Genomic DNA, 22191 nt, shown 5'->3' with positions numbered 1-22191 from the left:
GAGGCAATTAGCGGCGCGAGCGCACAATTTGATAGCGGCGGGTGAAGTACTCAAACGGCGCACTCCACACGTGTACAAGACGTGTGAATGGAAACAGTAGGAATATCGTCATGCCTAACACCAGATGGGCACGGAATATCGGCGCCACGCCATCCAGATGCGCAGATGCGCCCCCCTGAAAAGTCACCACCGACTGCGCCCAACCGACCAGTTTCAGCATTTCACTACCGTCAGGGTGTTGTGCGGAGAACGGAATAGTGGTTAAGCCGAGAATGCATTGAACCAGCAGAATGCACAGGATCAGAATATCGGCGGTGGATGATGTTGCGCGAATGCGTGGATTAGTCAGACGGCGCACCAGCAAACCCGCGCCCCCAACCAACGTTAACACGCCGCAAAAACCGCCGAGAATCATTGCCATTTGCTGTTTCACCGCAATCGGCAGGAACCAGGCATACATCCAGTGCGGGGTCAGCATGCCAAACAGGTGACCGAAAAAAATCCCCAGAATGCCGATATGGAACAAGTTTGACCATAACACCATACCGCGTTTGTCCAGCATTTGACTGGAAGAGGCGCGCCAGGTGTATTGCCCGTAGTCGTAACGCAACCAACTGCCGAGGATAAACACCGTGCCGCACAGATACGGGTAGATATCGTAAAAGAAGACGTTCAGATACTGTATCATTTCGGACCTCCCGCGCTGACGTCGACATACTGCGGCGCCACGTCCTGGCTAAAGCGTCGTTGATAGTTTTGTAACGGTGAACTGTCACAAGCGGTGGCGTTATCTTCGATAAATTTCACCTGTTCCTCTTCCCAGACCGCATCCAGGGCCTGACGGGTATCATCACGTGTTTCTGCGCCAACCTGCCTGGTGACACTGTCACTTGAAAGAGGACTACCGGCAAGCAGCAGCAGGGCGTCAAACAACTGATACCACGGCGTATCGCGCTGTTTTAAGCGACCGCCAAGCAGTGCCAGAATGGGGGCGACATTCTGTAAACCTTCTTTGGCCTGGGCCTCCGGCAGCACGCTTAAATACTCCAGATACAACGGTAGATGATCCGGCAGCTCGCGGCAGTTTAGCTGGAGCCCGACCTTTTCGTACTGCGCCAGCAGATCAACCATCGCCTGGCCGCGATCACGCGACTCGGCATGGACATGTTCGAACAACAGCAGTGAGGTGGCGCGCCCCCGATCAAACACCTCGCACCATTCGGCTTGCTTATCCAGTAATGGCGCATTGAGCAGTGCCTGGCTAAATTCGATAAGCATTGGGGCATCGCTGGACACCAGCGCCAGCGCGTCGTCTTTACACTCCCACAGCAGTTCGTCCGGATATTCCATCAGCAGTCCGATAACCTTGAGGATTTGCATTATTCACCCTCCGCTTTATCGCGCACTTCGGTAATGTCGATGGCATCAATACGGCTGCTGTTAAACAGGTTGAACTTGGTATCCGAACCGTGACAGCCGTCGCCAAAGGTGAAACCACAACCGTTTTTCTCCGGGAAAGCGTCGCGCGCCATTTCACGGTGGCTGGTCGGGATCACGAAGCGGTCTTCATAGTTGGCGATAGCCAGATAGCGATACATCTCCTCCACCTGCTCAACGGTCAAACCGACTTCCTCAATGGCGCGGGTATCCGTCACGCCTTCGACGGTTTGTGAGCGCATATAGTGGCGCATCGCCATCATGCGTTTGAGCGCGCGTAGTACCGGGGCGGTATCGCCAGCGCTTAGCATATTGGCGAGGTACTGTACCGGGATACGCAGTGATTCCACCGCCGGTAAAATATTGCCATTGTGCGGCAGGCCACCGGCATCAGCGACCGACTGAATCGGTGACAACGGCGGCACATACCAGACCATCGGCAGGGTGCGATACTCAGGATGTAACGGCAGCGCCAGCTTCCAGTCCATTGCCATTTTGTAGACCGGCGAACGTTGGGCGGCGTCGATAACATTCTGTGGAATGCCTTGTTTTAACGCCTCTTCGATGACCGCCGGATCGTGCGGATTGAGGAACACATCGCACTGACGCTCATACAGGTCGGTCTCATGCTCGGTACTGGCCGCTTCCTCGATGCGGTCGGCGTCGTACAGCAATACACCGAGATAACGGATACGCCCAACGCAGGTTTCTGAACATACCGTCGGCTGGCCGGACTCAATCCGCGGGTAACAGAAAATGCACTTCTCTGACTTACCGCTCTTCCAGTTAAAATAGATTTTCTTGTATGGACAACCGCTGATACACAAACGCCAACCGCGGCATTTGTCCTGGTCGATCAGCACAATGCCGTCTTCCTCACGCTTATAGATGGCACCACTCGGGCAGGTGGCGACACAGCTTGGGTTCAGACAGTGTTCACAGAGTCGCGGTAAATACATCATGAAGGTGTTTTCGAACTGACCGTACATCTCCTTCTGCATTTTCTCGAAGTTTCGGTCACGGGCGCGTTTTGAGAACTCGCCGCCGAGCAGCTCTTCCCAGTTGGGGCCCCAGATAATCTTGTCCATCCGTTTACCGTCGATCAACGAACGTGGACGCGCAGTGGGCTGGTTTTTGCCTTCCGGTGCGCTATGCAGATGCTGATAATCGTAGGTAAACGGCTCATAGTAATCATCGATTTGCGGGATCACCGGGTTGGCGAATATTTTGGTAATCACCCCCATCTTGCCGCCCAGACGCGGTCTTATCTTGCCGTTGACATCGCGAACCCAGCCGCCTTGCCACTCTTCCTGATCTTCCCAGTTTTTCGGATAACCAATGCCTGGTTTGGTCTCGACGTTGTTAAACCATGCATATTCCATCCCTTCGCGCCCGGTCCAGACGTTTTTACAGGTGACGGAGCAGGTGTGGCAGCCGATACACTTGTCAAGATTAAGAACCATGCCTACCTGTGAGCGTATTTTCATTTTTTCGCCTCCTGTACCTGATCGCGACCTTCATCATCCAGCCAGTTAATATTTTTCATTTTTCTAATCATGATGAACTCATCGCGGTTAGAGCCGACCGTACCGTAATAGTTAAAGCTGTACGCCAACTGCGCATAGCCACCGATCATATGCGTCGGTTTCGGGCAGACGCGGGTGACCGAGTTATGGATCCCGCCACGCATCCCGGTGACTTCTGAGCCGGGAATATTCATGATTCGCTCCTGAGCGTGATACATCATAGTCATTCCCGGTGGCACGCGCTGACTCACTACCGCACGGGCGGTAAGCGCGCCATTGGCGTTAAAGGCTTCGATCCAGTCGTTATCTTCAATACCCAACTCTTTGGCATCGGTCTCGCTGATCCAGACGATGGGGCCGCCGCGCGACAGCGTCAGCATCAGCAGGTTTTCGCTGTAGGTGGAGTGGATCCCCCATTTCTGATGCGGCGTCAGGAAGTTGAGCGCTTTTTCCGGGAAACCGTTAGGCGGAACGTCGCGCATTTCGCTAACGCTGCGGGTGTCGATAGGCGGACGGTAGGCCACCAGGCTTTCACCAAATGCACGCATCCACGCGTGATCCTGATACAACTGCTGGCGACCGGACAGGGTGCGCCATGGGATCAGCTCGTGGACGTTGGTATAGCCTGCGTTATAGGAGACATGTTCGCTTTCAAGACCGGACCAGGTCGGGCTGGAGATAATTTTGCGCGGCTGCGCCTGAATATCGCGAAAACGGATCTTCTCATCTTCTTTGTTCAACGCCAGATGCGTATGGTCGCGTCCGGTCATGGCGCCCAGCGCTTCCCAGGCTTTGACTGCCACCTGACCGTTGGTTTCCGGCGCCAGGGCGAGGATCACCTCCGACGCATCCAGTGCGGTGTCGATCAGCGGGCGACCTTTCGCCGGACCTTCGCGTTTGGTGTAGTTCAGCTGGCCGAGGAAATCGACCTCGGTCTGGGTATTCCAGGAGATACCTTTGCCACCGTTTCCAAGCTTGTCCATTAGCGGGCCGAGCGAGGTAAAACGTTCGTAGGTGGCAGGGTAGTCACGCTCCACGACGGCGATATTAGGCGCAGTTTTTCCTGGAACAAGATCGCATTCGCCTTTGCGCCAGTCGAGGATGTCAAACGGCTGCGCCAGTTCTGCTGGTGAGTCGTGTTGCAGCGGTTGCAGGACGACATCGGTTTCTTGCCCAAGGTGCCCGACACAGATCTCCGAGAACACTTTGGCGATGCCTTTATAGATTTCCCAGTCGCTCTTCGATTCCCACGCCGGATCGACCGCCGCCGACAGCGGGTGAATAAACGGATGCATATCCGAGGTGTTCATATCATCTTTTTCGTACCAGGTGGCGGTCGGCAGAACGATATCGGAGAACAGACAGGTACTGGACATACGGAAATCGAGCGTGACCAGCAGATCAAGCTTGCCTTCAATCGCCGCCGCCTGCCATTCCACCTCTTCAGGTTTAATGCCCTCGCTTGAACCGAGCGCTTCTCCCTGGATCCCGCTTTCGGTACCCAGTAAATACTTGAGCATGTATTCATGCCCTTTACCGGAGGAGCCGAGCAGGTTAGAGCGCCAGACAAAGAGGTTGCGCGGATGGTTGTGGCCGCTGTCCGGCTGCTCGCAGGCAAAACGGATATCACCCGATTTCAGCGCCTGTGCGGTGTATTCCACAGGGGACAAGCCAGCCTGTTCAGCCTTCGCTTTCACGGTCAATGGGTTGAGGTTAAGCTGCGGGGCGGACGGCAGCCAGCCCATTCTTTCGGCGCGTACGTTAAAGTCGATTAAATGCCCGCTAAATTTCGACGCGTCGGCCAGCGGAGAGAGGAGCTCCTGCGCGGTGAGTTTTTCATAACGCCACTGGCTGGAGTGGTTGTAGAAAAAAGAAGTGCTGTTCATCTGACGCGGCGGGCGGTTCCAGTCCAGCGCAAACGCCAGCGGTAACCAGCCGGTTTGCGGACGCAGTTTCTCCTGACCCACATAGTGCGCCCAGCCACCGCCGCTTTGCCCCACGCAGCCACAGAACACCAGCATGTTAATCATGCCACGGTAGTTCATGTCCATGTGATACCAGTGATTAACGCCAGCCCCGAGGATGATCATCGACCGGCCATGAGTTTTGTGTGCCGTATCGGCAAACTCCCTGGCGATTTGTTCGATATGACGGCGTGGCACACCGGTGATTTGTTCCCCCCAGGCCGGGGTGTAGGCTTTCACTTCGCTGTAATCTTGTGCGCTATGAACGTCATCCAGACCACGATCGAGGCCATAATTCGCCAGCACCAGATCATAAACGCTCACTACCGGACAACTGCGGCCATCGACGAGGGTGAGGCGTTTTACCGGAAGTTGCCGTACCAGTACAGGTTCTTGTTTGACGCTGCGAAAATGGGGGGTTTCGTTACCGCCAAAGTAGGGGAATGCTACCCCCGCCACGTCATCATGCTGACCCAGCAACGAGAGGGAAAGTTCTGTTTCTGCCCCTGCGGCCAACGACTCGAGGTTCCATTTGCCCGTCTCACCCCAGCGAAAGCCGATGGAGCCGTTCGGCACGACCAGCTCACCGGCGCTGTTAAAGGCCACGGTTTTCCACTCCGGATTGTTGCTTTCGCCCAGACCGTCAACAAGGTCTGAAGCGCGCATCATTCTGCCAGGAACGTAGCTGCCGTCTTCACGCGCATCCAGCAGAACCAGCATTGGCATATCGGTATAGCGGCGGCAGTAATTGAGGAAGTAGTCGCTGGGCCTGTCGAGGTGGAACTCTTTCAGGATGACGTGGCCCATGGCCATCGCCAGCGCGCTGTCGGTGCCTTGTTTTGGTGCCAGCCACTGGTCGCACAGTTTGGCGACTTCCGAGTAGTCTGGCGTAATGGCAATGGTTTTAGTGCCTTTGTAGCGCACTTCGGTAAAAAAGTGCGCGTCAGGCGTACGGGTCTGTGGGACGTTAGAACCCCAGGCAATAATATAACTGGAGTTATACCAGTCGGCGGATTCAGGAACGTCGGTCTGCTCGCCCCAGGTCATTGGCGACGCAGGCGGTAAGTCGCAATACCAGTCATAAAAGCTCAGGCAGGTGCCGCCAAGAAGGGAAAGATAACGCGTGCCTGCGGCATAGGAGACCATCGACATTGCCGGAATAGGTGAAAATCCGGCCACGCGATCCGGGCCGTAGGTCTTTACCGTCCAGACGTTGGCGGCGGCAATCAACTGATTAAGTTCTTTCCAGCTAGAACGGATAAAACCACCGCGACCGCGTACCTGCTTGTAGCTCTGGCATTTTTGCGGGTCGTTCATAATCGATTCCCAGGCCAGCACCGGGTCGGACTGGCGGGTCAGGGCGTCGCGCCACAGTTCGATCAAACGTTTACGCACTAACGGATATTTCAGGCGGTTGGCGCTGTAAAGATACCAGGAGTAGCTGGCGCCGCGCGGACAGCCGCGGGGTTCATGATTTGGCAGGTCAGGGCGGGTGCGCGGGTAGTCAGTTTGCTGCGTTTCCCAGGTCACCAGTCCGTTTTTGACGTAGATTTTCCAGCTACATGAGCCGGTACAGTTCACGCCGTGGGTAGAGCGCACAATTTTATCGAACTGCCAGCGCTGACGATAACTGTCTTCCCAGTCCCGATTGGTGTGCATCACTTGCCCATGCCCCTCGGCAAACGTATCGCCCTTTTGTTTAAAGTAGCGAAAGCGATCTAACAGTTTACTCATGACATAACTCCTGCTTCGATAATATTGCCGACGATGAATCGCACACCAGGCCTGCCTGAATGTCCGATCCAGCGGTATCCATTTCGTTATTTTTTTTGTGATTTACGGCCATAGACCAGCCAGGTCACCAGCACACAGACGATGTAAAACACCAAAAATATTTTCATAGCCCCCACCGGAGAGCCGGTTAGCGCCAGGGATGAACCAAACGCTTTGGGGATGAAGAAGCCCCCCACTGCGCCAATGGCAGAGATGAATCCAAGCGCGGCGGCGGTGTCGGTTACCGCTTCACGCTGGGCCTGTTCCTCTGTACCACCGCGCAGTTTCACCCGGTAAATCGTGATTTTGCGAAAGATCACCGCAATCATCTGGAAGGTCGACCCGCTTCCCAGACCCGCAGTCAGGAACAGCCCCATAAACACCAGATAGAAGGCGACAAAGTTTCCTTCACCGGACCCCGGCAGAGTAAGAAACAGCAGGGCGCTGAACAGTGCCATAAAGATGAAGTTAATTAACGTGACGCGTACACCGCCAAACTTGTCAGAGATAACGCCGCCCGCCGATCGCGCAAGCGCGCCGATGAAGGGGCCGAAGAACGCCAGTTGCAGAATATCCACGTCAGGAAATTGCGTTTTCGCCAGCATGGCAAAGCCCGCCGAAAAGCCGATAAATGACCCGAAAGTTGCAAGATACAGCAGGCTTAACAGCCACAAGTGAAAACGCTTGAGGACCGGTAACTGGGAAGCAATAGAAGCCTTCGAACTGGCAATATCATTCATTCCCATACCTGCCGCCAGGGTGGCTATTAGCAGAAGTGGAACCCAAATCCATGCGGCATTGGCCAGCGACAATAACGAGCCATCTGCTTGCGGTACGCCCTGGACGCCCAAAAAGGTAAATATGGGCAGAAAAATCACCAGCGGCGCGATCAACTGCATCACGCTGACGCCGAGGTTGCCAAGACCGCCGTTAACGCCCAGCGCGCTGCCTTGCTTTGCTTTGGGGAAGAAAAAACTAATATTGCCCATGCTGGAGGCAAAGTTAGCGCCAGCAAAACCGCACATCAGCGCAATAATAATAAATACTCCAAACGGAGTAGCGGTATTTTGCACGGCAAATCCCAGCCAGACGCAGGGAATAACCAGAATAATCGTGCTAAAAATGGTCCAACGGCGACCGCCAAATATAGGTACCATAAAGGAGTAGGGAACGCGCAATATTGCACCAGAAAGGGAGGGTAATGCCGTTAATAAAAACAGTTGATCGGTGGTGAAATTAAAACCAATTTTATTCAGATTGACGGCTACGGCGCTAAACAGCATCCAGACGCAGAAGGCAAGCAAAAGGCAACTTACTGATATCCAAAGATTTCTACGGGCAATGTGCTTGCCTTTGTTTTCCCAAAAGGCAGGGTTTTCTGGTTTCCAGTCAGTCAAAAGATAACGATTATTTTTCTCATTTGATGATGACATATTATTCTCCATGCACATGCCGTTCATGAAAAAGAAATAAACGCATACAGGCCGCGCGGCTTCTTTTTAGAAACTATTGAAAGGTTTTGGGAATATTGACTGAAAGAATAGATAAAAAAGCGCAATAACGCGGGATAAGAGGAGAATTACATGTTGGTTAAGTGTTACTAATTGTAAACTTAAATGATGTATTGTTTGTTCATCTATAACATCAACTAAATAACTCCAGCGTAATCATACGATCCAGGTGGTGCTCGAAAGCGGGATCGGCCATTTCCTCTATGCCCAACACATACATACCATCCAGGCCGCAGACCACTGCGATTAAACGCCATGCGACATCGGCGGCATCTGGGTTGGATAAAAACTCACCGGCTTTCTGTCCCTGAGTGATGATGTTAGCCGTTTCCTCATGCCACATCCGCATGGTCAGCAGATAGGCGCTTTTGATCTCAGGATCTTTATCTGCCAGCACCTGTGCTTCACGCCACAGCCTGATATGGGGTTCGAACCCGCCATCTTCGCTGCCCAGCATGGCATGCAGCCGTTCCCGAAAACTGGCGTTTTCGCTGACCAGTTCAGCATCAAGCAGGGTACGGATCAGGCGCACAAAAGCCTGTGACTTGAGTTCACCGGCAGAGGAAAAGTGATGATGCACCTGACCCGTCGCCACATGGGCTTCCGCCGCTATACGTCGTACGGTCATGGCAGTAAACCCTTCTTCCAGTGCAACGCGCATCGCCGCTTGCAGAATCACTTCCCGACGTTCATCCCGGTTCAGATAGCTCATCATTCCTCCTGTATCTCTATAGCACGCAGTCTAACAAAAAGTTGGACATACGTTCAATTTTCCGTAGGATCGCTAAAGCTGGACATGTGTCCAGTTTCGGTTTTGTTAGGGAGTTTTATGTTTCGTCAGTGGTTAACGTTAGTCATTATTGTACTGGTCTACATCCCTGTTGCGATTGATGCAACGGTGCTGCACGTTGCCGCGCCCACGCTGAGTATGACGCTGGGTGCCAGTGGTAACGAGCTGCTGTGGATTATTGATATTTATTCGCTGGTCATGGCTGGCATGGTGTTGCCAATGGGGGCATTGGGCGATCGCATCGGTTTTAAACGTCTGCTGCTGTTGGGCGGGGGGTTATTTGGCCTGGCATCTCTGGCCGCAGCGTTTGCCCACAGCGCCAGTTGGCTGATTGCCACGCGGGCGGTATTAGCGATCGGGGCGGCGATGATTGTTCCGGCTACGCTCGCGGGTATTCGCGCCACCTTTGCCGAACAGCGTCATCGCAATATGGCGCTCGGCGTCTGGGCCGCTGTCGGTTCCGGCGGCGCGGCGTTTGGGCCATTAGTAGGCGGCATACTGCTGGAGCACTTCTATTGGGGATCCGTGTTCTTAATCAATGTGCCTATTGTTGTGGTGGTTATGGCATTGACGGCTCGTTTCGTGCCACGCCAGGCTGGACGTCGCGATCAATCGTTAAATTTTGGTCATGCGATAATGCTGATTGTCGCTATTCTGCTGCTGGTCTATAGCGCCAAAACCGCACTGAAAGGTCATATGGCGACCACTGCCATCGTGCTGACATTATTAACCGGAGCATTGCTGTTGGGGCAGTTTGTCCGTATCCAGCTAGCAGCTTCGCGGCCAATGATTGATATGCGGCTGTTTACGCATCGCATTATCTTAAGCGGCGTAGTGATGGCGATGACCGCGATGATTACGCTGGTTGGTTTCGAATTGCTGATGGCTCAGGAGCTCCAGTTTGTGCACGGTTTGACGCCGTATCAGGCCGGTCTGTTTATGCTGCCGGTGATGCTGGCAAGTGGTTTCAGCGGCCCCATTGCCGGCATGTTGGTGTCACGTCTGGGATTACGTTGTGTGGCAACGGCGGGCATGGCGCTCAGCGCCGTCAGTTTTTACGGTCTGGCGATGACGGATTTCAGTACGCAGCAAATACAAGCGTGGATATTGATGGCCTTGCTCGGATTCAGCGCGGCAAGTGCGCTTTTGGCCTCAACTGCGGCAATCATGGCAGCAGCCCCGGCAGAAAAAGCGGCAGCGGCTGGCGCCATTGAGACGATGGCTTATGAACTTGGCGCCGGGCTTGGCATCGCTATCTTTGGCTTACTGTTGAGCCGTAGCTTTTCTGCCTCGATTCTGCCACCTGCCGGACTTAATCCGCAGGAGATAGAGCGCGCCTCATCATCAATGGGTGAAGCGGTGCAACTGGCGCATTCGCTCCCGTCGTCGCTGAGTGAGGCATTGCTGGCGGCTGCCAGAGAAGCCTTTACCTGGTCACATAGCGTGGCCTTAAGCAGCGCTGGCAGTATGCTTATCGTATTAGCGATAGGGATGTGGTTCAGTCTGGCAAAGCTACAGCGTCAATAACTAGTGGGCTAAATGACAGGGGTAATCCATCTCTTCGACTTCTTTTCCACTCAAGCGAGCGTATTGCCCCGTCAGTCTCCAGAATGCAGGTTGAGTTTCCGTATAGATTTCTGCCGCTAACACCAGGCGGCGGCGATCTACCTCGTTAAGTTCCAGTAGCGTCCACGGCACAAAATAGCGTTCGCTACCCGTCAGGGTAAACCACAGCGGGCACCCACAGCCGGAACAGAAGAAACGTTCACCACGATTTGAAGAAGGAAAGTGTGAGGGTTGGGCTGAATCCGGCGACATCTGCGGATGAGCGCTGGCCTCCAGATACATAGCGATGCCACCCGACCATTTCTGACACAACGTACAGTGGCAGGCATAGACATCCAGCATTTCGACGTCAACGGTAAAATGACTCTGTCCGCAAAGACAACGACCAGTGAACGTCTGCACGGCATACTCCTTATGACCGAGACTACATCAAGAGAAAAAGCCAGCCCCGAAAGGACTGGCTTTGTATTCAGACTACAACAAAATTAGAACTGGTAGTTCAGACCAACAGCCACGATGTTGTCAGTGCTTACACCTGCATAGCGGGTGAAGTTGTTGTCATCCAGCAGGTTGATTTTGTAATCAACGAAGGTAGACATGTTTTTGTTGAAGTAGTAGGTAGCACCCAAGTCTACGTATTCAACCAGATCCTGGTCGCCGAAATAACCCAGATCTTTACCTTTGGATTTCAGGTAAGCAACGGACGGACGCAGGCCGAAGTCGAACTGGTACTGAGCAACAGCTTCAAAGTTCTGAGCTTTGTTAGCAATACCGTCGATTTTACCGAACGTAGTCATGTTGCGGGTTTCGGAGTAGGTGGTCGCCAGGTAGATGTTATTCGCATCATATTTCAGACCAGCAGCCCATACTTCCGCATTCTGACCGGATGCGTACAGACCGTTGTTACCGTTACGAACCTGACGGTCGGTACGGTCAGATTTCGCGTAGGTCGCACCAACGCCAAAACCTTCGTACTCATAAGTAGTAGACAGACCGAAACCGTCGCCGTTTGCTTCTACTTCATTGTTACGATCGTTTTTGCCCTGATACTGAGCAGCAAAGTTCAGACCTTCAACCAGACCGAAGAAATCGGTGTTACGGTAGGTTGCAACGCCGGTAGCACGCTGAGTCATGAATACGTCAGTCTGGGTCCAGGTATCGCCACCGAACTCTGGCAGAACGTCGGTCCATGCGCCGATGTCGTAAGCTACGCCGTAGTTACGACCGTAGTCGAAAGAACCGTATTCAGCGAATTTCAGGCCAGCGAATGCCAGACGGGTTTTGTCTGCTTCGGAACCCTGATCTTCAGAACGGTTGCCTTTGAATTCATATTCCCACTGACCAAAACCAACCAGTTGGTCATTGATCTGAGTTTCGCCTTTGAAGCCCAGACGTGCGTAGGTTTTGTCGCCATCGCTGCTGGTGTCATCAGAGAAATAATGCTGAGCGTGAACTTTACCGTAGATATCCAGTTTGTTTGCGTCTTTGTTATATACCTCAGCCGCGTTTACTGCACCTGCCGCCAACAGGCTAGTCACTGCCACTGCAACTAATTTAAGTTTCATTCTAAATAATCCTTATAATTTTTTCTTGGTGTGTTTCCTAAACCATTGCTAAACGAAGGGGTTCGTCAATGGCAAACCATTTTTAAATGACGCAGTGGTATAAGTTCAATAATAAGTTTCATAATATTGCGAAATATTTGAAGTTGTGTGATCCAGATCTACATAATACAGCTGATTGTATTAATCTTAATATGTGACAAATCTGATGAGATATATTTACGCAGGGGACTATTATGGCAGCTATGGTTTAAATGGCGTTAGTTTCGCTTGTATAATATATACATGCAGAGGGTTATAGATAAACATGAAATACTTTCACGCGTTAACTAATAATCATATATTTAACATTTAATTAAACAAATATAAACAAAAAACACAAGTGCAATGCGCAATAATTATCCATCAGCCTGGCTAAAGTATAGCCGGATTTTATTTATTTGTGATAAAACCCGGTTTTTTTTCAGGCGCGGCGCGTTGCCAACCAGCAAAGTAGCGAGCCAGCGCAAACCATCAGCGCGCCTTGCCAGAAAGAAAGTGATAGCGGGGCGCTGAGTAGCACGGCGGCAAGCGCGGAGGACAGTACGGGCGTAAAATAAGAACCCACCGCCATAATGGTGACATTACCGTGCAAAATACCAATATTCCACGCAGCATAGGCAAATCCTAACGTTAATGCTGCAGTGAACATTTTAATCGTCACCGGAGTGCTGAAAACCATTTCCAGCTGAGGGGTGACAAAATAGTAAACCCACAGACTTGCGGCTGTCAGTAAGACGAACACCGTGATGCCGTTAAAGCCTTTTGCATATTTATTGGTCACTGTGCAATATGTGGCCCAGATAAAAGCCCCCAGAAAGGCGAGAAAATAACTGAGCGGACTACTGGCAACATTGCTGATAATTTCGCCAGGATTGAGGCCATTTTCACCACCTAATACCCAACAAACACCGGTCAATGCGATAATTAATCCAGGAATGACCAGCCAGGTTGATTTTTGACCATTAAATAATATGGCGAACAATATCGTCAGGCTTGGCCAGAGATAATTTACCATCCCGACTTCAATAGCCTGATGACGGGTAGCGGCATAACCCAGGGCCAGTGCTAAACAAATTTCATAGCTAACAAAAAGCACGCTACCGGCGATTAAATAGCGAACAGGAATTTTTCTGATATTTGGAAATCCGACAGTAAATATGAGCAACAGGCCGCTTAATGAAAAAATCATCGCTGCGCCGCCAGCAGGTCCCAGTCCCTCACTCACTCCCCGAATAAGTCCAACCATCGTGCTCCAGAGTACGATGGCAATCAGACCAATTAACGTTGCTTTTTGTTTTGTCATTCTGTTTCTCTGTCCATACCACTGGCAAAAAATAAGCTGAAATTTATAGCACTTTTACACCATAGCACGCTAATTAATTACCTTTTGCATACCTCCTTATGGGTACAAGGGTTAAACAAAGTGCACTATTTAGTAGCGGAACCGTTTCGTTTTTGATTTGACGCAAAAAAAATATGGATATAGCTGATAGTTTCGTCGCGAAGTTGTACATGTCATCTTTCAGGCTGCCTCGATTACGCACTTTGAGAGATTTCTTGTACGAATCCCTGCAAAAAAGAGGAAAGCAATGGACGTCAGCCGCAGACAATTTTTTAAAATCTGCGCGGGCGGTATGGCGGGAACAACAGTAGCCGCTCTGGGTTTTGCACCCAAAATGGCACTGGCTCAGGCACGAAACTATAAGTTATTACGCGCCAAAGAGATCCGAAACACCTGCACATACTGTTCCGTAGGTTGCGGGCTATTAATGTATAGCCTGGGTGATGGAGCAAAAAACGCCAAAGAGTCGATTTACCATATTGAAGGGGATCCGGATCATCCGGTGAGCCGGGGGGCATTATGTCCTAAGGGCGCAGGATTACTGGATTACGTACACAGTGAAAACCGTCTGCGTTACCCGGAATATCGCGCTCCTGGTTCCGACAAATGGCAGCGTATCAGCTGGGATGAAGCTTTCTCCCGCATCGCGAAGCTGATGAAAACTGACCGTGACGCCAACTTTATTGAGAAAAATGAGCAGGGCGTAACGGTTAACCGCTGGCTTTCAACCGGGATGCTGTGCGCATCTGCAGCAAGTAATGAAACCGGCATGCTGACGCAAAAATTTGTGCGCTCACTCGGCATGCTGGCAGTAGACAACCAGGCGCGCGTCTGACACGGACCAACGGTAGCAAGTCTTGCTCCAACATTTGGTCGCGGTGCGATGACCAACCACTGGGTTGATATTAAAAATGCTAACGTCGTGATGGTGATGGGCGGTAACGCCGCTGAAGCACATCCGGTGGGATTCCGCTGGGCGATGGAAGCTAAAAACAACAATGACGCCACGCTGATTGTTGTTGACCCACGTTTTACACGTACAGCCTCGGTGGCGGATATTTACGCACCGATTCGTTCCGGCACGGATATTACGTTCCTGTCCGGCGTTTTGCTGTACCTGATTGAAAATAACAAAATCAACGCTGAATACGTTAAGCATTACACCAACGCCAGCCTGCTGGTGCGGGATGATTTTGCTTTCGAAGAGGGTCTGTTCAGCGGGTATGACGCGAAAAAACGTCAGTACGATAAATCGTCCTGGAACTATCAGTTCGATGAAAACGGCTACGCCAAACGCGATGAAACATTAAGCCATCCGCGCTGCGTGTGGAACCTGCTGAAACAGCATGTATCCCGTTACACGCCAGATGTGGTGGAAAATATCTGCGGTACGCCAAAAGAAGACTTCCTGAAAGTCTGCGAAGTGCTGGCTTCCACCAGCGCAGCCGATCGTACAACCACCTTCCTGTATGCGCTGGGCTGGACGCAGCATACCGTCGGGGCGCAAAACATCCGCACCATGGCGATGATCCAGTTGCTGCTCGGCAATATGGGGATGGCCGGTGGTGGTGTCAACGCCTTGCGCGGTCACTCCAACATTCAGGGGTTAACCGACTTAGGTCTGCTCTCTACCAGCCTGCCGGGCTACCTGACGCTGCCGTCAGAGAAACAGACAGATCTGCAAACCTATCTGGCCGCGAACACGCCAAAAGCGACGTTGGCCGATCAGGTTAACTACTGGGGCAACTATCCGAAGTTTTTCGTTAGCCTGATGAAATCTTTCTACGGCAATGCGGCGCAGAAAGAGAATGACTGGGGCTTTGAGTGGCTGCCGAAGTGGGATCAGTCCTACGACGTGATCAAATACTTCAACATGATGGACAGCGGAAAAGTCACCGGTTACATCTGTCAGGGCTTTAACCCGGTTGCGTCCTTCCCGGACAAAAACAAAGTGGTGCAGTCCCTGAGCAAACTGAAGTATCTGGTCGTTATCGATCCGCTGGTGACAGAAACTTCAACGTTCTGGCAAAACCACGGCGAATCAAACGACGTTGATCCGGCATCTATCCAGACCGAAGTCTTCCGTTTGCCGTCAACCTGCTTTGCGGAAGAGGACGGTTCAATTGCCAACTCCGGTCGCTGGTTGCAGTGGCACTGGAAAGGTCAGGACGCGCCGGGCGAAGCCCGTAACGACGGCGAAATTCTGGCCGGCATTTACCACCGTCTGCGCGACATGTACCGCACTGAAGGCGGTAAAGCAGTTGAACCCGTGCTGAAAATGAGTTGGAACTATAAGCAGCCGGACGAACCGCATTCAGAGGAAGTGGCGAAAGAGAACAACGGCTATGCGCTGGAAGATCTCTATGATGCCAACGGTGTGCTGATTGCGAAGAAAGGCCAGTTGCTCAATAGCTTTGCGCTTCTGCGTGATGATGGCACAACCTCATCTTCCTGCTGGATTTATACCGGGAGCTGGACCGAGCAGGGCAACCAGATGGCCAACCGCGATAACGCCGACCCGTCAGGGCTGGGTAACACGCTGGGTTGGGCATGGGCATGGCCACTGAACCGTCGCGTTCTGTATAACCGCGCGTCGGCGGATCCGCAGGGTAAACCGTGGGATCCCAAACGCATGCTGATCCAGTGGAACGGTACGAAGTGGACGGGGAACGACATCCCGGACTTCAACACCGCGGCGCCTGGCAGCGGCACCAATCCGTTTATCATGCAGCCGGAAGGTCTGGGTCGTCTGTTCGCCATTGATAAGATGGCGGAAGGGCCGTTCCCGGAACACTACGAGCCAATGGAAACGCCGCTGGGTACCAACCCGCTGCACCCAAACGTAATCTCCAACCCGGCAGCCCGTCTGTACGAGGCGGATAAGCTACGCATGGGAACCAAACAGGACTTCCCGTACGTTGGGACGACTTATCGTCTGACCGAACACTTCCATACCTGGACCAAGCACGCATTGCTGAATGCGATTGCTCAACCAGAACAGTTTGTGGAAATCAGCGAAACGCTGGCGGCAGCGAAAGGTATCAATAACGGCGATCGCGTGAAAGTCAGCAGCAAGCGTGGATTTATTCGCGCAGTTGCGGTGGTTACGCGTCGTCTGCGTACCCTGAACGTCAATGGTCAGCAGGTCGAAACGGTTGGGATCCCGATCCACTGGGGCTTTGAAGGAGTCGCGCGTAAAGGCTATATCGCCAACACCCTGACGCCGAATGTCGGTGATGCAAACTCGCAAACGCCGGAATACAAAGCGTTTTTAGTAAACATCGAGAAGGCGTAAGGGGGCGAATATATGTCTATGGAAACGCAGGACATCATCAAACGGTCCGCAACAAACTCCATCACGCCGCCGCCTCAGGCCCGTGATTACAAAGCAGAGGTCGCGAAACTGATCGATGTGTCCACCTGTATAGGCTGTAAGGCCTGCCAGGTGGCATGTTCAGAGTGGAACGATATCCGCGATGAAGTCGGTCATTGCGTCGGGGTGTATGACAACCCCGCCGATCTCAGCGCCAAATCCTGGACGGTGATGCGATTTAGCGAAACCGAACAGAACGGCAAGCTTGAGTGGCTAATTCGTAAAGACGGCTGTATGCACTGTGAAGATCCGGGCTGCCTGAAGGCGTGCCCGTCTGCCGGGGCGATTATTCAGTACGCCAACGGGATTGTCGATTTCCAGTCAGAGCACTGCATTGGCTGCGGCTACTGTATTGCCGGGTGTCCATTTAATATTCCGCGCCTCAATAAAGAGGATAACCGCGTGTATAAATGTACGCTGTGTGTGGACCGCGTCAGCGTCGGGCAGGAGCCTGCCTGCGTCAAGACCTGTCCAACAGGGGCAATACATTTCGGCACCAAGCAGGAAATGCTGGAAATGGGCGAACAGCGGGTGGCCAAACTGAAAGCTCGCGGTTTCGAACACGCCGGACTCTACAACCCGGAAGGTGTGGGGGGGACGCATGTGATGTACGTTCTGCATCATGCCAACCAGCCGGAGCTGTACCACGGCCTGCCGAAAGATCCGCAGATTGATACCTCTATCAATCTGTGGAAAGGGGCGCTGAAACCGCTGGCCGCAGCCGGATTTATCGCCACCTTCGCCGGACTTATTTACCACTACGTTGGTATTGGTCCGAATAAGGAAGTGGACGACGACGAGGAGGATCATCATGAGTAAGTCGAAAATGATTGTGCGCACGAAGTTTATCGACCGCGCCTGTCACTGGACGGTGGTGATCTGCTTCTTCCTGGTGGCGCTGTCGGGGATTTCATTTTTCTTCCCGACTCTGCAATGGCTGACGCAAACTTTCGGTACGCCGCAGATGGGGCGTATTTTGCACCCGTTCTTCGGGCTGCTGATCTTCGTGGCGTTAATGTTCATGTTTGTACGCTTTGTTCACCACAACATCCCGGATAAAAAAGATATTCCGTGGCTGAAAAACATTGTGGAAGTGCTGAAAGGCAATGAACATAAAGTGGCGGATGTGGGCAAGTACAACGCCGGACAGAAAATGATGTTCTGGTCGATCATGAGCATGATTTTCGTGCTGCTGATTACCGGCATTATTATCTGGCGTCCGTACTTTGCACAGTTCTTCCCGATGCAGGTCGTGCGTTATAGCCTGCTGATCCATGCGGCGGCAGGCATTATCCTGATGCACGCCATCCTCATCCATATGTATATGGCATTCTGGGTGAAAGGCTCTATTAAAGGCATGATCGAAGGGAAAGTGAGCCGTCGCTGGGCGAAGAAACATCACCCGCGCTGGTATCGCGAAGTCGAAAGACAAGAAGCGAAAAAAGAGAGCGAGGAAGGGGTTAACTAATCCCTGACGTTACCTCCACGTAATGGCGCTACATCAGTAGCGCCATTTTTTTGCCAAAAAAACGTCATGTTTCTGTCATCTGCTCAACGTAAGGTGTTGTCTTTAATAATAGAAGAGTTAAAAGACAATGCATCTGGTAAAAAAATTACTCGCAGTCAGCGTGTTTCTTTGTGCGTCCGCTCAGGCGCAGAACATCCTCGAATTTCCTCAGCCGGAAAATAACCCGGAAGAGTTTTATGCCGTAACTGAAATCCCGGCAGGTGGAATGATTAAATATGAAACCGACGCCAAAACCGGTTTTATCGTTGCCGATCGCTTCCAGTCAATGCCGGTTGCCTATCCCGCCAACTACGGCTCGTTGACTCAATCTTTAGCCGGTGACGGCGACCCGCTGGACGTCATTTTTTATACCCGTGCGCCACTGGCCCCAGGAACATTGATTAAGCTGCGCGCGATTGGCGTGCTGAAGATGATCGACGGCGGAGAAAAGGACGACAAAATTGTCGCCGTTCCGGCCAGTAAAATTGACCCGACTTATGATGACATCAAAGAGTTGAGCGATCTGCCCAAGATTGAAGTGCAACGCCTGGAATCTTTCTTCCGCGTGTACAAAGATCTGCCGGAAGGGCGCAAAAAGGTAGAATTAAACGGTTTCAACGACGCCGCTACGGCAAAGCAAGAGATCAAACAGGCCTGGGATGCCTGGAAAGAGAAAAAACCGCAGTAATACATGGCATGCCGGATGACGGGCCTACAGGCGCATTTTGCTGATGTAGGCCCGCCATCCGGCTACGCGGTTTACTCCAGTATTGAGTTCAGACGCGCAATCTCCTGACGCCATTGCGCTTGTAACAGCGGTTTTTGATGTTTCGGCTTACGAGCGAGATCGTCGGCCAGCCGCTGCTCCAGTTCGAGAAGTTGTTCCAGTAACGCATCACTGTCGCGGCTTATTTCATTTCTCGCTTCAACCACCGTTTTCGGGACGGGTATCTCAGCAGATGTTTCCCGAATTCGCGCGTTGATCGCGTCGAGATCGTGCCATTCGCTGAGTTCGCCGTTCTCAATAAACCAGAACCGGTTACAGCTTTTGCTGATAAGCTGGCGATCGTGACTGACCAGCAGCACGCCGCCGTGATAGCTTTGCAGCGTTTCTGCCAGCGCCTCTTTGCCTTCCATATCCAGATGGTTGGTCGGTTCATCAAGCATCAGCAGGCTATAACGCGCAAGCGTCAGTCCCACAAACAATAACCGGGAACGCTCGCCACCGCTTAATGTACTGACCCGCTGTGCGTGACGAACCCATGGAAAGCCCGCGCTAATCAAGGCCATTTTGCGAATATCAGGCTGAGGAGCAAACGCTTCCAGCGCGTCAAACAGCGAGTCGTCATCAGCGAGTTGGTGCAGCGTTTGATCGTAATACCCCAGCGTAACGCGCGGGTGTAACACCAATGAAGGCGATGCCAGCTGTGAGTGAAACTGTTGCCAGATAAGCCTTAACAGCGATGATTTCCCACACCCATTGCGCCCGACAATCGCCACGCGATCGCCGCTTTTTACGCGGATACCGGCTATCGAAAACAGCGAATCTGCGCCAGGAGCAGGGGCCACGGACAGATGAGTCATCTCCAGCAAACGATCCGCACGCAGGGCATCACCCTGCAATGTTAGTGTCCACTGACTTCCCGAGGTTACTTCGGTTTGTACCTCTTTCAGGCGCAGCACCTGTTTTTCCATCTGCTTGGCTTTACGGGAAAGGTCTTCATTGTCGTAGACCCGCCCCCAGGTCGCCAGCCGTTTGGCGCTGGCGGTGACGCGGTCGATCTCCTTTTGTTCAGCCTTATGGCGCAAAGCATCGCTGGCGTCTCTGTCTACCAGAGCCTGACGCGCCGCGCTACAGGGCAGATCGAAGGCATGCAGGGTGCGATCGCGCAGGATCCAGGTCCCGTGAGTTACGGCATCCAGCAACTGCGGGTCGTGGGAAACCACCACAAAACTACCAGACCAGTTCTGTAAGAACTGTTCCAGCCACAGTAATGTAGGCAAATCCAGGTGGTTACCCGGTTCATCCAGCAGTAGCAGGTCAGGATTTCGCATCAGCGCCCGCGCTAATAACAGGCGCGTGTGTTGTCCGCCGCTCAGCGTTTGTGCTGTCAGAGATAAATTCTCCGGCGTGAAACCCATTTCGGCCAGCAACGCTTCAACTCGCCATTGCTGGCTCGCGCGTTCATGCTCGGGAAGTTGAGCAAGCACCGCCTCTTGCAACGTAAGCGGCAGTATATCGTCAGGTAAATGTTGCTCCACTCGTGCGAGATGACAGTGATTCGCCTGCGCGATAGACCCGCTGGTGGGTGAAATCGTGCCATCAAGCAGTTTTAACAGCGTACTTTTGCCGCAGCCGTTGTAACCGATAAGCCCGATGTGGTCACCTTTTTTCAGGGTGAAGGAAAGATCGTCGAATAGCGTGCCAAATGCCGTATCAACGTGTAAGGATTGTGCGGTTAGTAATGTGCTCATTGTTGCTTACTCAAGAGTTACAGGCGTAAAAACGCCTCGTCAAACATCGCTGACGATAACCCGGTAAGCCCGAGAGAAGGGGATTGAGAAGTTAGCTTCGCTCAAGCAGAAGTTATCGCAGCACGATACCGATAACGCTTGAGCACTGGCGATCGCCAAAAGCATGTGAAACGATAAAACGTTCACAGTACAGCATAAGTATCCTCCTTTTGTTTTTCAGAATGTTAATCGGTGATGAAAGTGTAAGCGCAACATACGCGGTAGCGCAAGCTTTGAACGCCCAGCAGATCACAAGACAAATAAATCAGGCAAAAGTTAATTTTCGTCGCGTCGAAAGCATGAGTTAAGGATCACAATAACGATCGCTGTTCTCCGGTACGCTGTCGCTCACTATTTTATTATTTGGAGAATAGATGACATGAAAAAAACAATGACATTGACGATGATTGCGCTGGGATGTTTATTTGCAAATGCACAAGCAAGTGAAAAACTCGCTGGTAATGAGATACTTAAAGTGCAAAAGGGTGGTGTTCCTGACAAAATTTACACGCAGAATAACCCGCATTTAAAGATTGCCACCTATAACATTGGTAAAAATGAAGCATCTGCTGATGTGGCGGATTTTACGGCACTTAATTCAGCTATTAAAAGAATAGATGCAGATATTATAGCAGTGCCAGAGGTTGATAATAAAACAGGGCGCAGTCAAAAGATCGATCAACTCAAAAAAATCGCTGATGCCAATAAACTGTATTACGCCTTTGGTAAAGCACTCGATTTTGATGGCGGTGAGTACGGGTTAGGACTGCTTTCCAAATATAAAATATTGCACACGCAGGTGGTAAAATTACCGTCGGGTAATGCTGAACAACGCGTGGCGTTACTGGCGCAGGTTGACGTGCCTGGGTTTGATTCTGCCCCCATCATTATGGTGACCCATCTCGACTGGCAAAAAGATCCTACCATGCGTACGGAACAAGCCCGCTATCTTTTAGATATCAGCATTGGCGACGCGACATCAGATTTCCCGGATATCGCCTCCTCAATTAAAATCCTTGCAGGGGACTTTAATTCGACCCGGGACGAGCAGCCGCTGAAAGAAATACGTTACTTTTTCAACGAAGTGACGAAAGAAGGGGTTGATACCCGCAGTTGGCCAGCCGTTAACCCTGCGATCGATATAGACCATATTTTCACGTTTAAAGGGCAGAAGTGGAACGTCAAAAATCTGGAAATTCCACATAACTCACCCGAATTTACGTGGTCTACGGCGAGCGATCACCTGCCGGTTATCGCTGAGCTGGAACTTTCAGAACAGTAATC

The 22191-nt window shown here is 52.0% G+C and carries 15 protein-coding genes and 1 pseudogene; 6 read left to right on the top strand and 10 right to left on the bottom strand.

Going from position 1 to position 22191, the window contains the following annotated elements; genetic code table 11:
- Positions 1–7: 7 nt before the first annotated feature.
- The 6 genes from narI to JSN25_RS16095 all read right to left on the bottom strand — a co-directional run bounded on the left by narI (position 8) and on the right by JSN25_RS16095 (position 8923).
- Positions 8–688, bottom strand: coding sequence for a respiratory nitrate reductase subunit gamma (narI, locus tag JSN25_RS16120; protein ID WP_087856595.1), 681 nt, complete (start codon positions 686–688; stop codon positions 8–10).
- Positions 685–1380 carry a nitrate reductase molybdenum cofactor assembly chaperone gene (gene narW, locus JSN25_RS16115; protein ID WP_038640661.1) on the bottom strand — a complete coding sequence of 232 codons (696 nt, stop codon included), beginning with the start codon at positions 1378–1380 and terminating at the stop codon, positions 685–687. The genes narI and narW overlap by 4 nt, the downstream gene beginning before the upstream one ends.
- Positions 1380–2924 (bottom strand): nitrate reductase subunit beta, encoded by a 1545-nt coding sequence (gene narH / locus JSN25_RS16110; protein WP_038640659.1) that lies wholly within the window; start codon positions 2922–2924, stop codon positions 1380–1382. The genes narW and narH overlap by 1 nt, the downstream gene beginning before the upstream one ends.
- Entirely contained in the window at positions 2921–6661 is a 3741-nt protein-coding gene (locus JSN25_RS16105) for a nitrate reductase subunit alpha (RefSeq protein ID WP_204525129.1), read from the bottom strand. The genes narH and JSN25_RS16105 overlap by 4 nt, the downstream gene beginning before the upstream one ends.
- A gap of 86 nt (positions 6662–6747) precedes the next feature.
- Positions 6748–8133: a NarK family nitrate/nitrite MFS transporter gene (locus tag JSN25_RS16100; RefSeq protein ID WP_085048191.1), complete on the bottom strand. Its 1386-nt coding sequence runs from the start codon at positions 8131–8133 to the stop codon at positions 6748–6750.
- Positions 8134–8344: 211 nt separating this feature from the next.
- Entirely contained in the window at positions 8345–8923 is a 579-nt protein-coding gene (locus JSN25_RS16095; RefSeq protein WP_121529060.1) for a TetR family transcriptional regulator, read from the bottom strand.
- A gap of 117 nt (positions 8924–9040) precedes the next feature.
- Between JSN25_RS16095 and JSN25_RS16090 the strand changes: the two genes are divergently transcribed.
- Entirely contained in the window at positions 9041–10528 is a 1488-nt protein-coding gene (locus JSN25_RS16090; protein WP_087856599.1) for an MFS transporter, read from the top strand.
- Here the strand turns inward: JSN25_RS16090 and JSN25_RS16085 are convergent, their stop codons facing one another.
- The 3 genes from JSN25_RS16085 to yddG all read right to left on the bottom strand — a co-directional run bounded on the left by JSN25_RS16085 (position 10529) and on the right by yddG (position 13474).
- A complete protein-coding gene (locus JSN25_RS16085) occupies positions 10529–10969 on the bottom strand; it encodes a GFA family protein (RefSeq protein WP_038640650.1) in 441 nt (146 codons plus the stop codon).
- An 83-nt stretch (positions 10970–11052) separates the two neighbouring features.
- Positions 11053–12132: a porin OmpD gene (gene ompD, locus JSN25_RS16080; protein ID WP_038640648.1), complete on the bottom strand. Its 1080-nt coding sequence runs from the start codon at positions 12130–12132 to the stop codon at positions 11053–11055.
- Positions 12133–12592: 460 nt separating this feature from the next.
- Positions 12593–13474 carry an aromatic amino acid efflux DMT transporter YddG gene (yddG, locus tag JSN25_RS16075; RefSeq protein WP_204525128.1) on the bottom strand — a complete coding sequence of 294 codons (882 nt, stop codon included), beginning with the start codon at positions 13472–13474 and terminating at the stop codon, positions 12593–12595.
- Between the two features lie 286 nt (positions 13475–13760).
- Here yddG and fdnG point away from each other — a divergent pair, with 286 nt between their 5' ends.
- The 4 genes and pseudogenes from fdnG to JSN25_RS16055 form a co-directional block, all read left to right on the top strand.
- Positions 13761–16808, top strand: coding sequence for a formate dehydrogenase-N subunit alpha (fdnG, locus tag JSN25_RS16070; RefSeq protein WP_121529057.1), 3048 nt, complete (start codon positions 13761–13763; stop codon positions 16806–16808).
- A gap of 12 nt (positions 16809–16820) precedes the next feature.
- Complete coding sequence (fdnH, locus tag JSN25_RS16065) at positions 16821–17705, top strand: formate dehydrogenase N subunit beta (RefSeq protein WP_038640640.1); 885 nt, start codon at positions 16821–16823, stop codon at positions 17703–17705.
- Positions 17698–18354, top strand: coding sequence for a formate dehydrogenase-N subunit gamma (fdnI, locus tag JSN25_RS16060; protein ID WP_038640638.1), 657 nt, complete (start codon positions 17698–17700; stop codon positions 18352–18354). Before fdnH ends, fdnI begins: the two co-directional genes overlap by 8 nt.
- 127 nt (positions 18355–18481) lie before the next feature.
- A pseudogene (locus JSN25_RS16055) lies at positions 18482–19082 on the top strand (inorganic diphosphatase); the annotation flags it as partial.
- Between the two features lie 70 nt (positions 19083–19152).
- Here the strand turns inward: JSN25_RS16055 and JSN25_RS16050 are convergent.
- A complete protein-coding gene (locus tag JSN25_RS16050) occupies positions 19153–20868 on the bottom strand; it encodes an ABC-F family ATP-binding cassette domain-containing protein (RefSeq protein ID WP_204525127.1) in 1716 nt (571 codons plus the stop codon).
- Between the two features lie 418 nt (positions 20869–21286).
- Here JSN25_RS16050 and JSN25_RS16045 point away from each other — a divergent pair, with 418 nt between their 5' ends.
- Complete coding sequence (locus tag JSN25_RS16045; protein WP_121529055.1) at positions 21287–22189, top strand: endonuclease/exonuclease/phosphatase family protein; 903 nt, start codon at positions 21287–21289, stop codon at positions 22187–22189.
- The last annotated feature ends 2 nt before the right edge of the window (positions 22190–22191 follow it).

This window comes from Citrobacter cronae (assembly GCF_016893685.1).
GTDB classification, from domain to species: Bacteria; Pseudomonadota; Gammaproteobacteria; order Enterobacterales; family Enterobacteriaceae; genus Citrobacter; species Citrobacter werkmanii.
This window is presented reverse-complemented; position numbering and strand designations above follow the sequence as displayed.

What these genes read in the sequence shown, in the direction of transcription:
- JSN25_RS16105 (WP_204525129.1), bottom strand. Translation starts at nt 6,661, where the DNA reads ATGAGTAAACTGTTAGATCGCTTTCGCTACTTTAAACAAAAGGGCGAT.
- narI (WP_087856595.1), bottom strand. Translation starts at nt 688, where the DNA reads ATGATACAGTATCTGAACGTCTTCTTTTACGATATCTACCCGTATCTG.
- JSN25_RS16095 (WP_121529060.1), bottom strand. Translation starts at nt 8,923, where the DNA reads ATGAGCTATCTGAACCGGGATGAACGTCGGGAAGTGATTCTGCAAGCG.
- JSN25_RS16045 (WP_121529055.1), top strand. Translation starts at nt 21,287, where the DNA reads ATGAAAAAAACAATGACATTGACGATGATTGCGCTGGGATGTTTATTT.
- JSN25_RS16050 (WP_204525127.1), bottom strand. Translation starts at nt 20,868, where the DNA reads ATGAGCACATTACTAACCGCACAATCCTTACACGTTGATACGGCATTT.
- ompD (WP_038640648.1), bottom strand. Translation starts at nt 12,132, where the DNA reads ATGAAACTTAAATTAGTTGCAGTGGCAGTGACTAGCCTGTTGGCGGCA.
- fdnI (WP_038640638.1), top strand. Translation starts at nt 17,698, where the DNA reads ATGAGTAAGTCGAAAATGATTGTGCGCACGAAGTTTATCGACCGCGCC.
- JSN25_RS16100 (WP_085048191.1), bottom strand. Translation starts at nt 8,133, where the DNA reads ATGTCATCATCAAATGAGAAAAATAATCGTTATCTTTTGACTGACTGG.
- narH (WP_038640659.1), bottom strand. Translation starts at nt 2,924, where the DNA reads ATGAAAATACGCTCACAGGTAGGCATGGTTCTTAATCTTGACAAGTGT.
- fdnH (WP_038640640.1), top strand. Translation starts at nt 16,821, where the DNA reads ATGTCTATGGAAACGCAGGACATCATCAAACGGTCCGCAACAAACTCC.
- narW (WP_038640661.1), bottom strand. Translation starts at nt 1,380, where the DNA reads ATGCAAATCCTCAAGGTTATCGGACTGCTGATGGAATATCCGGACGAA.
- JSN25_RS16090 (WP_087856599.1), top strand. Translation starts at nt 9,041, where the DNA reads ATGTTTCGTCAGTGGTTAACGTTAGTCATTATTGTACTGGTCTACATC.
- yddG (WP_204525128.1), bottom strand. Translation starts at nt 13,474, where the DNA reads ATGACAAAACAAAAAGCAACGTTAATTGGTCTGATTGCCATCGTACTC.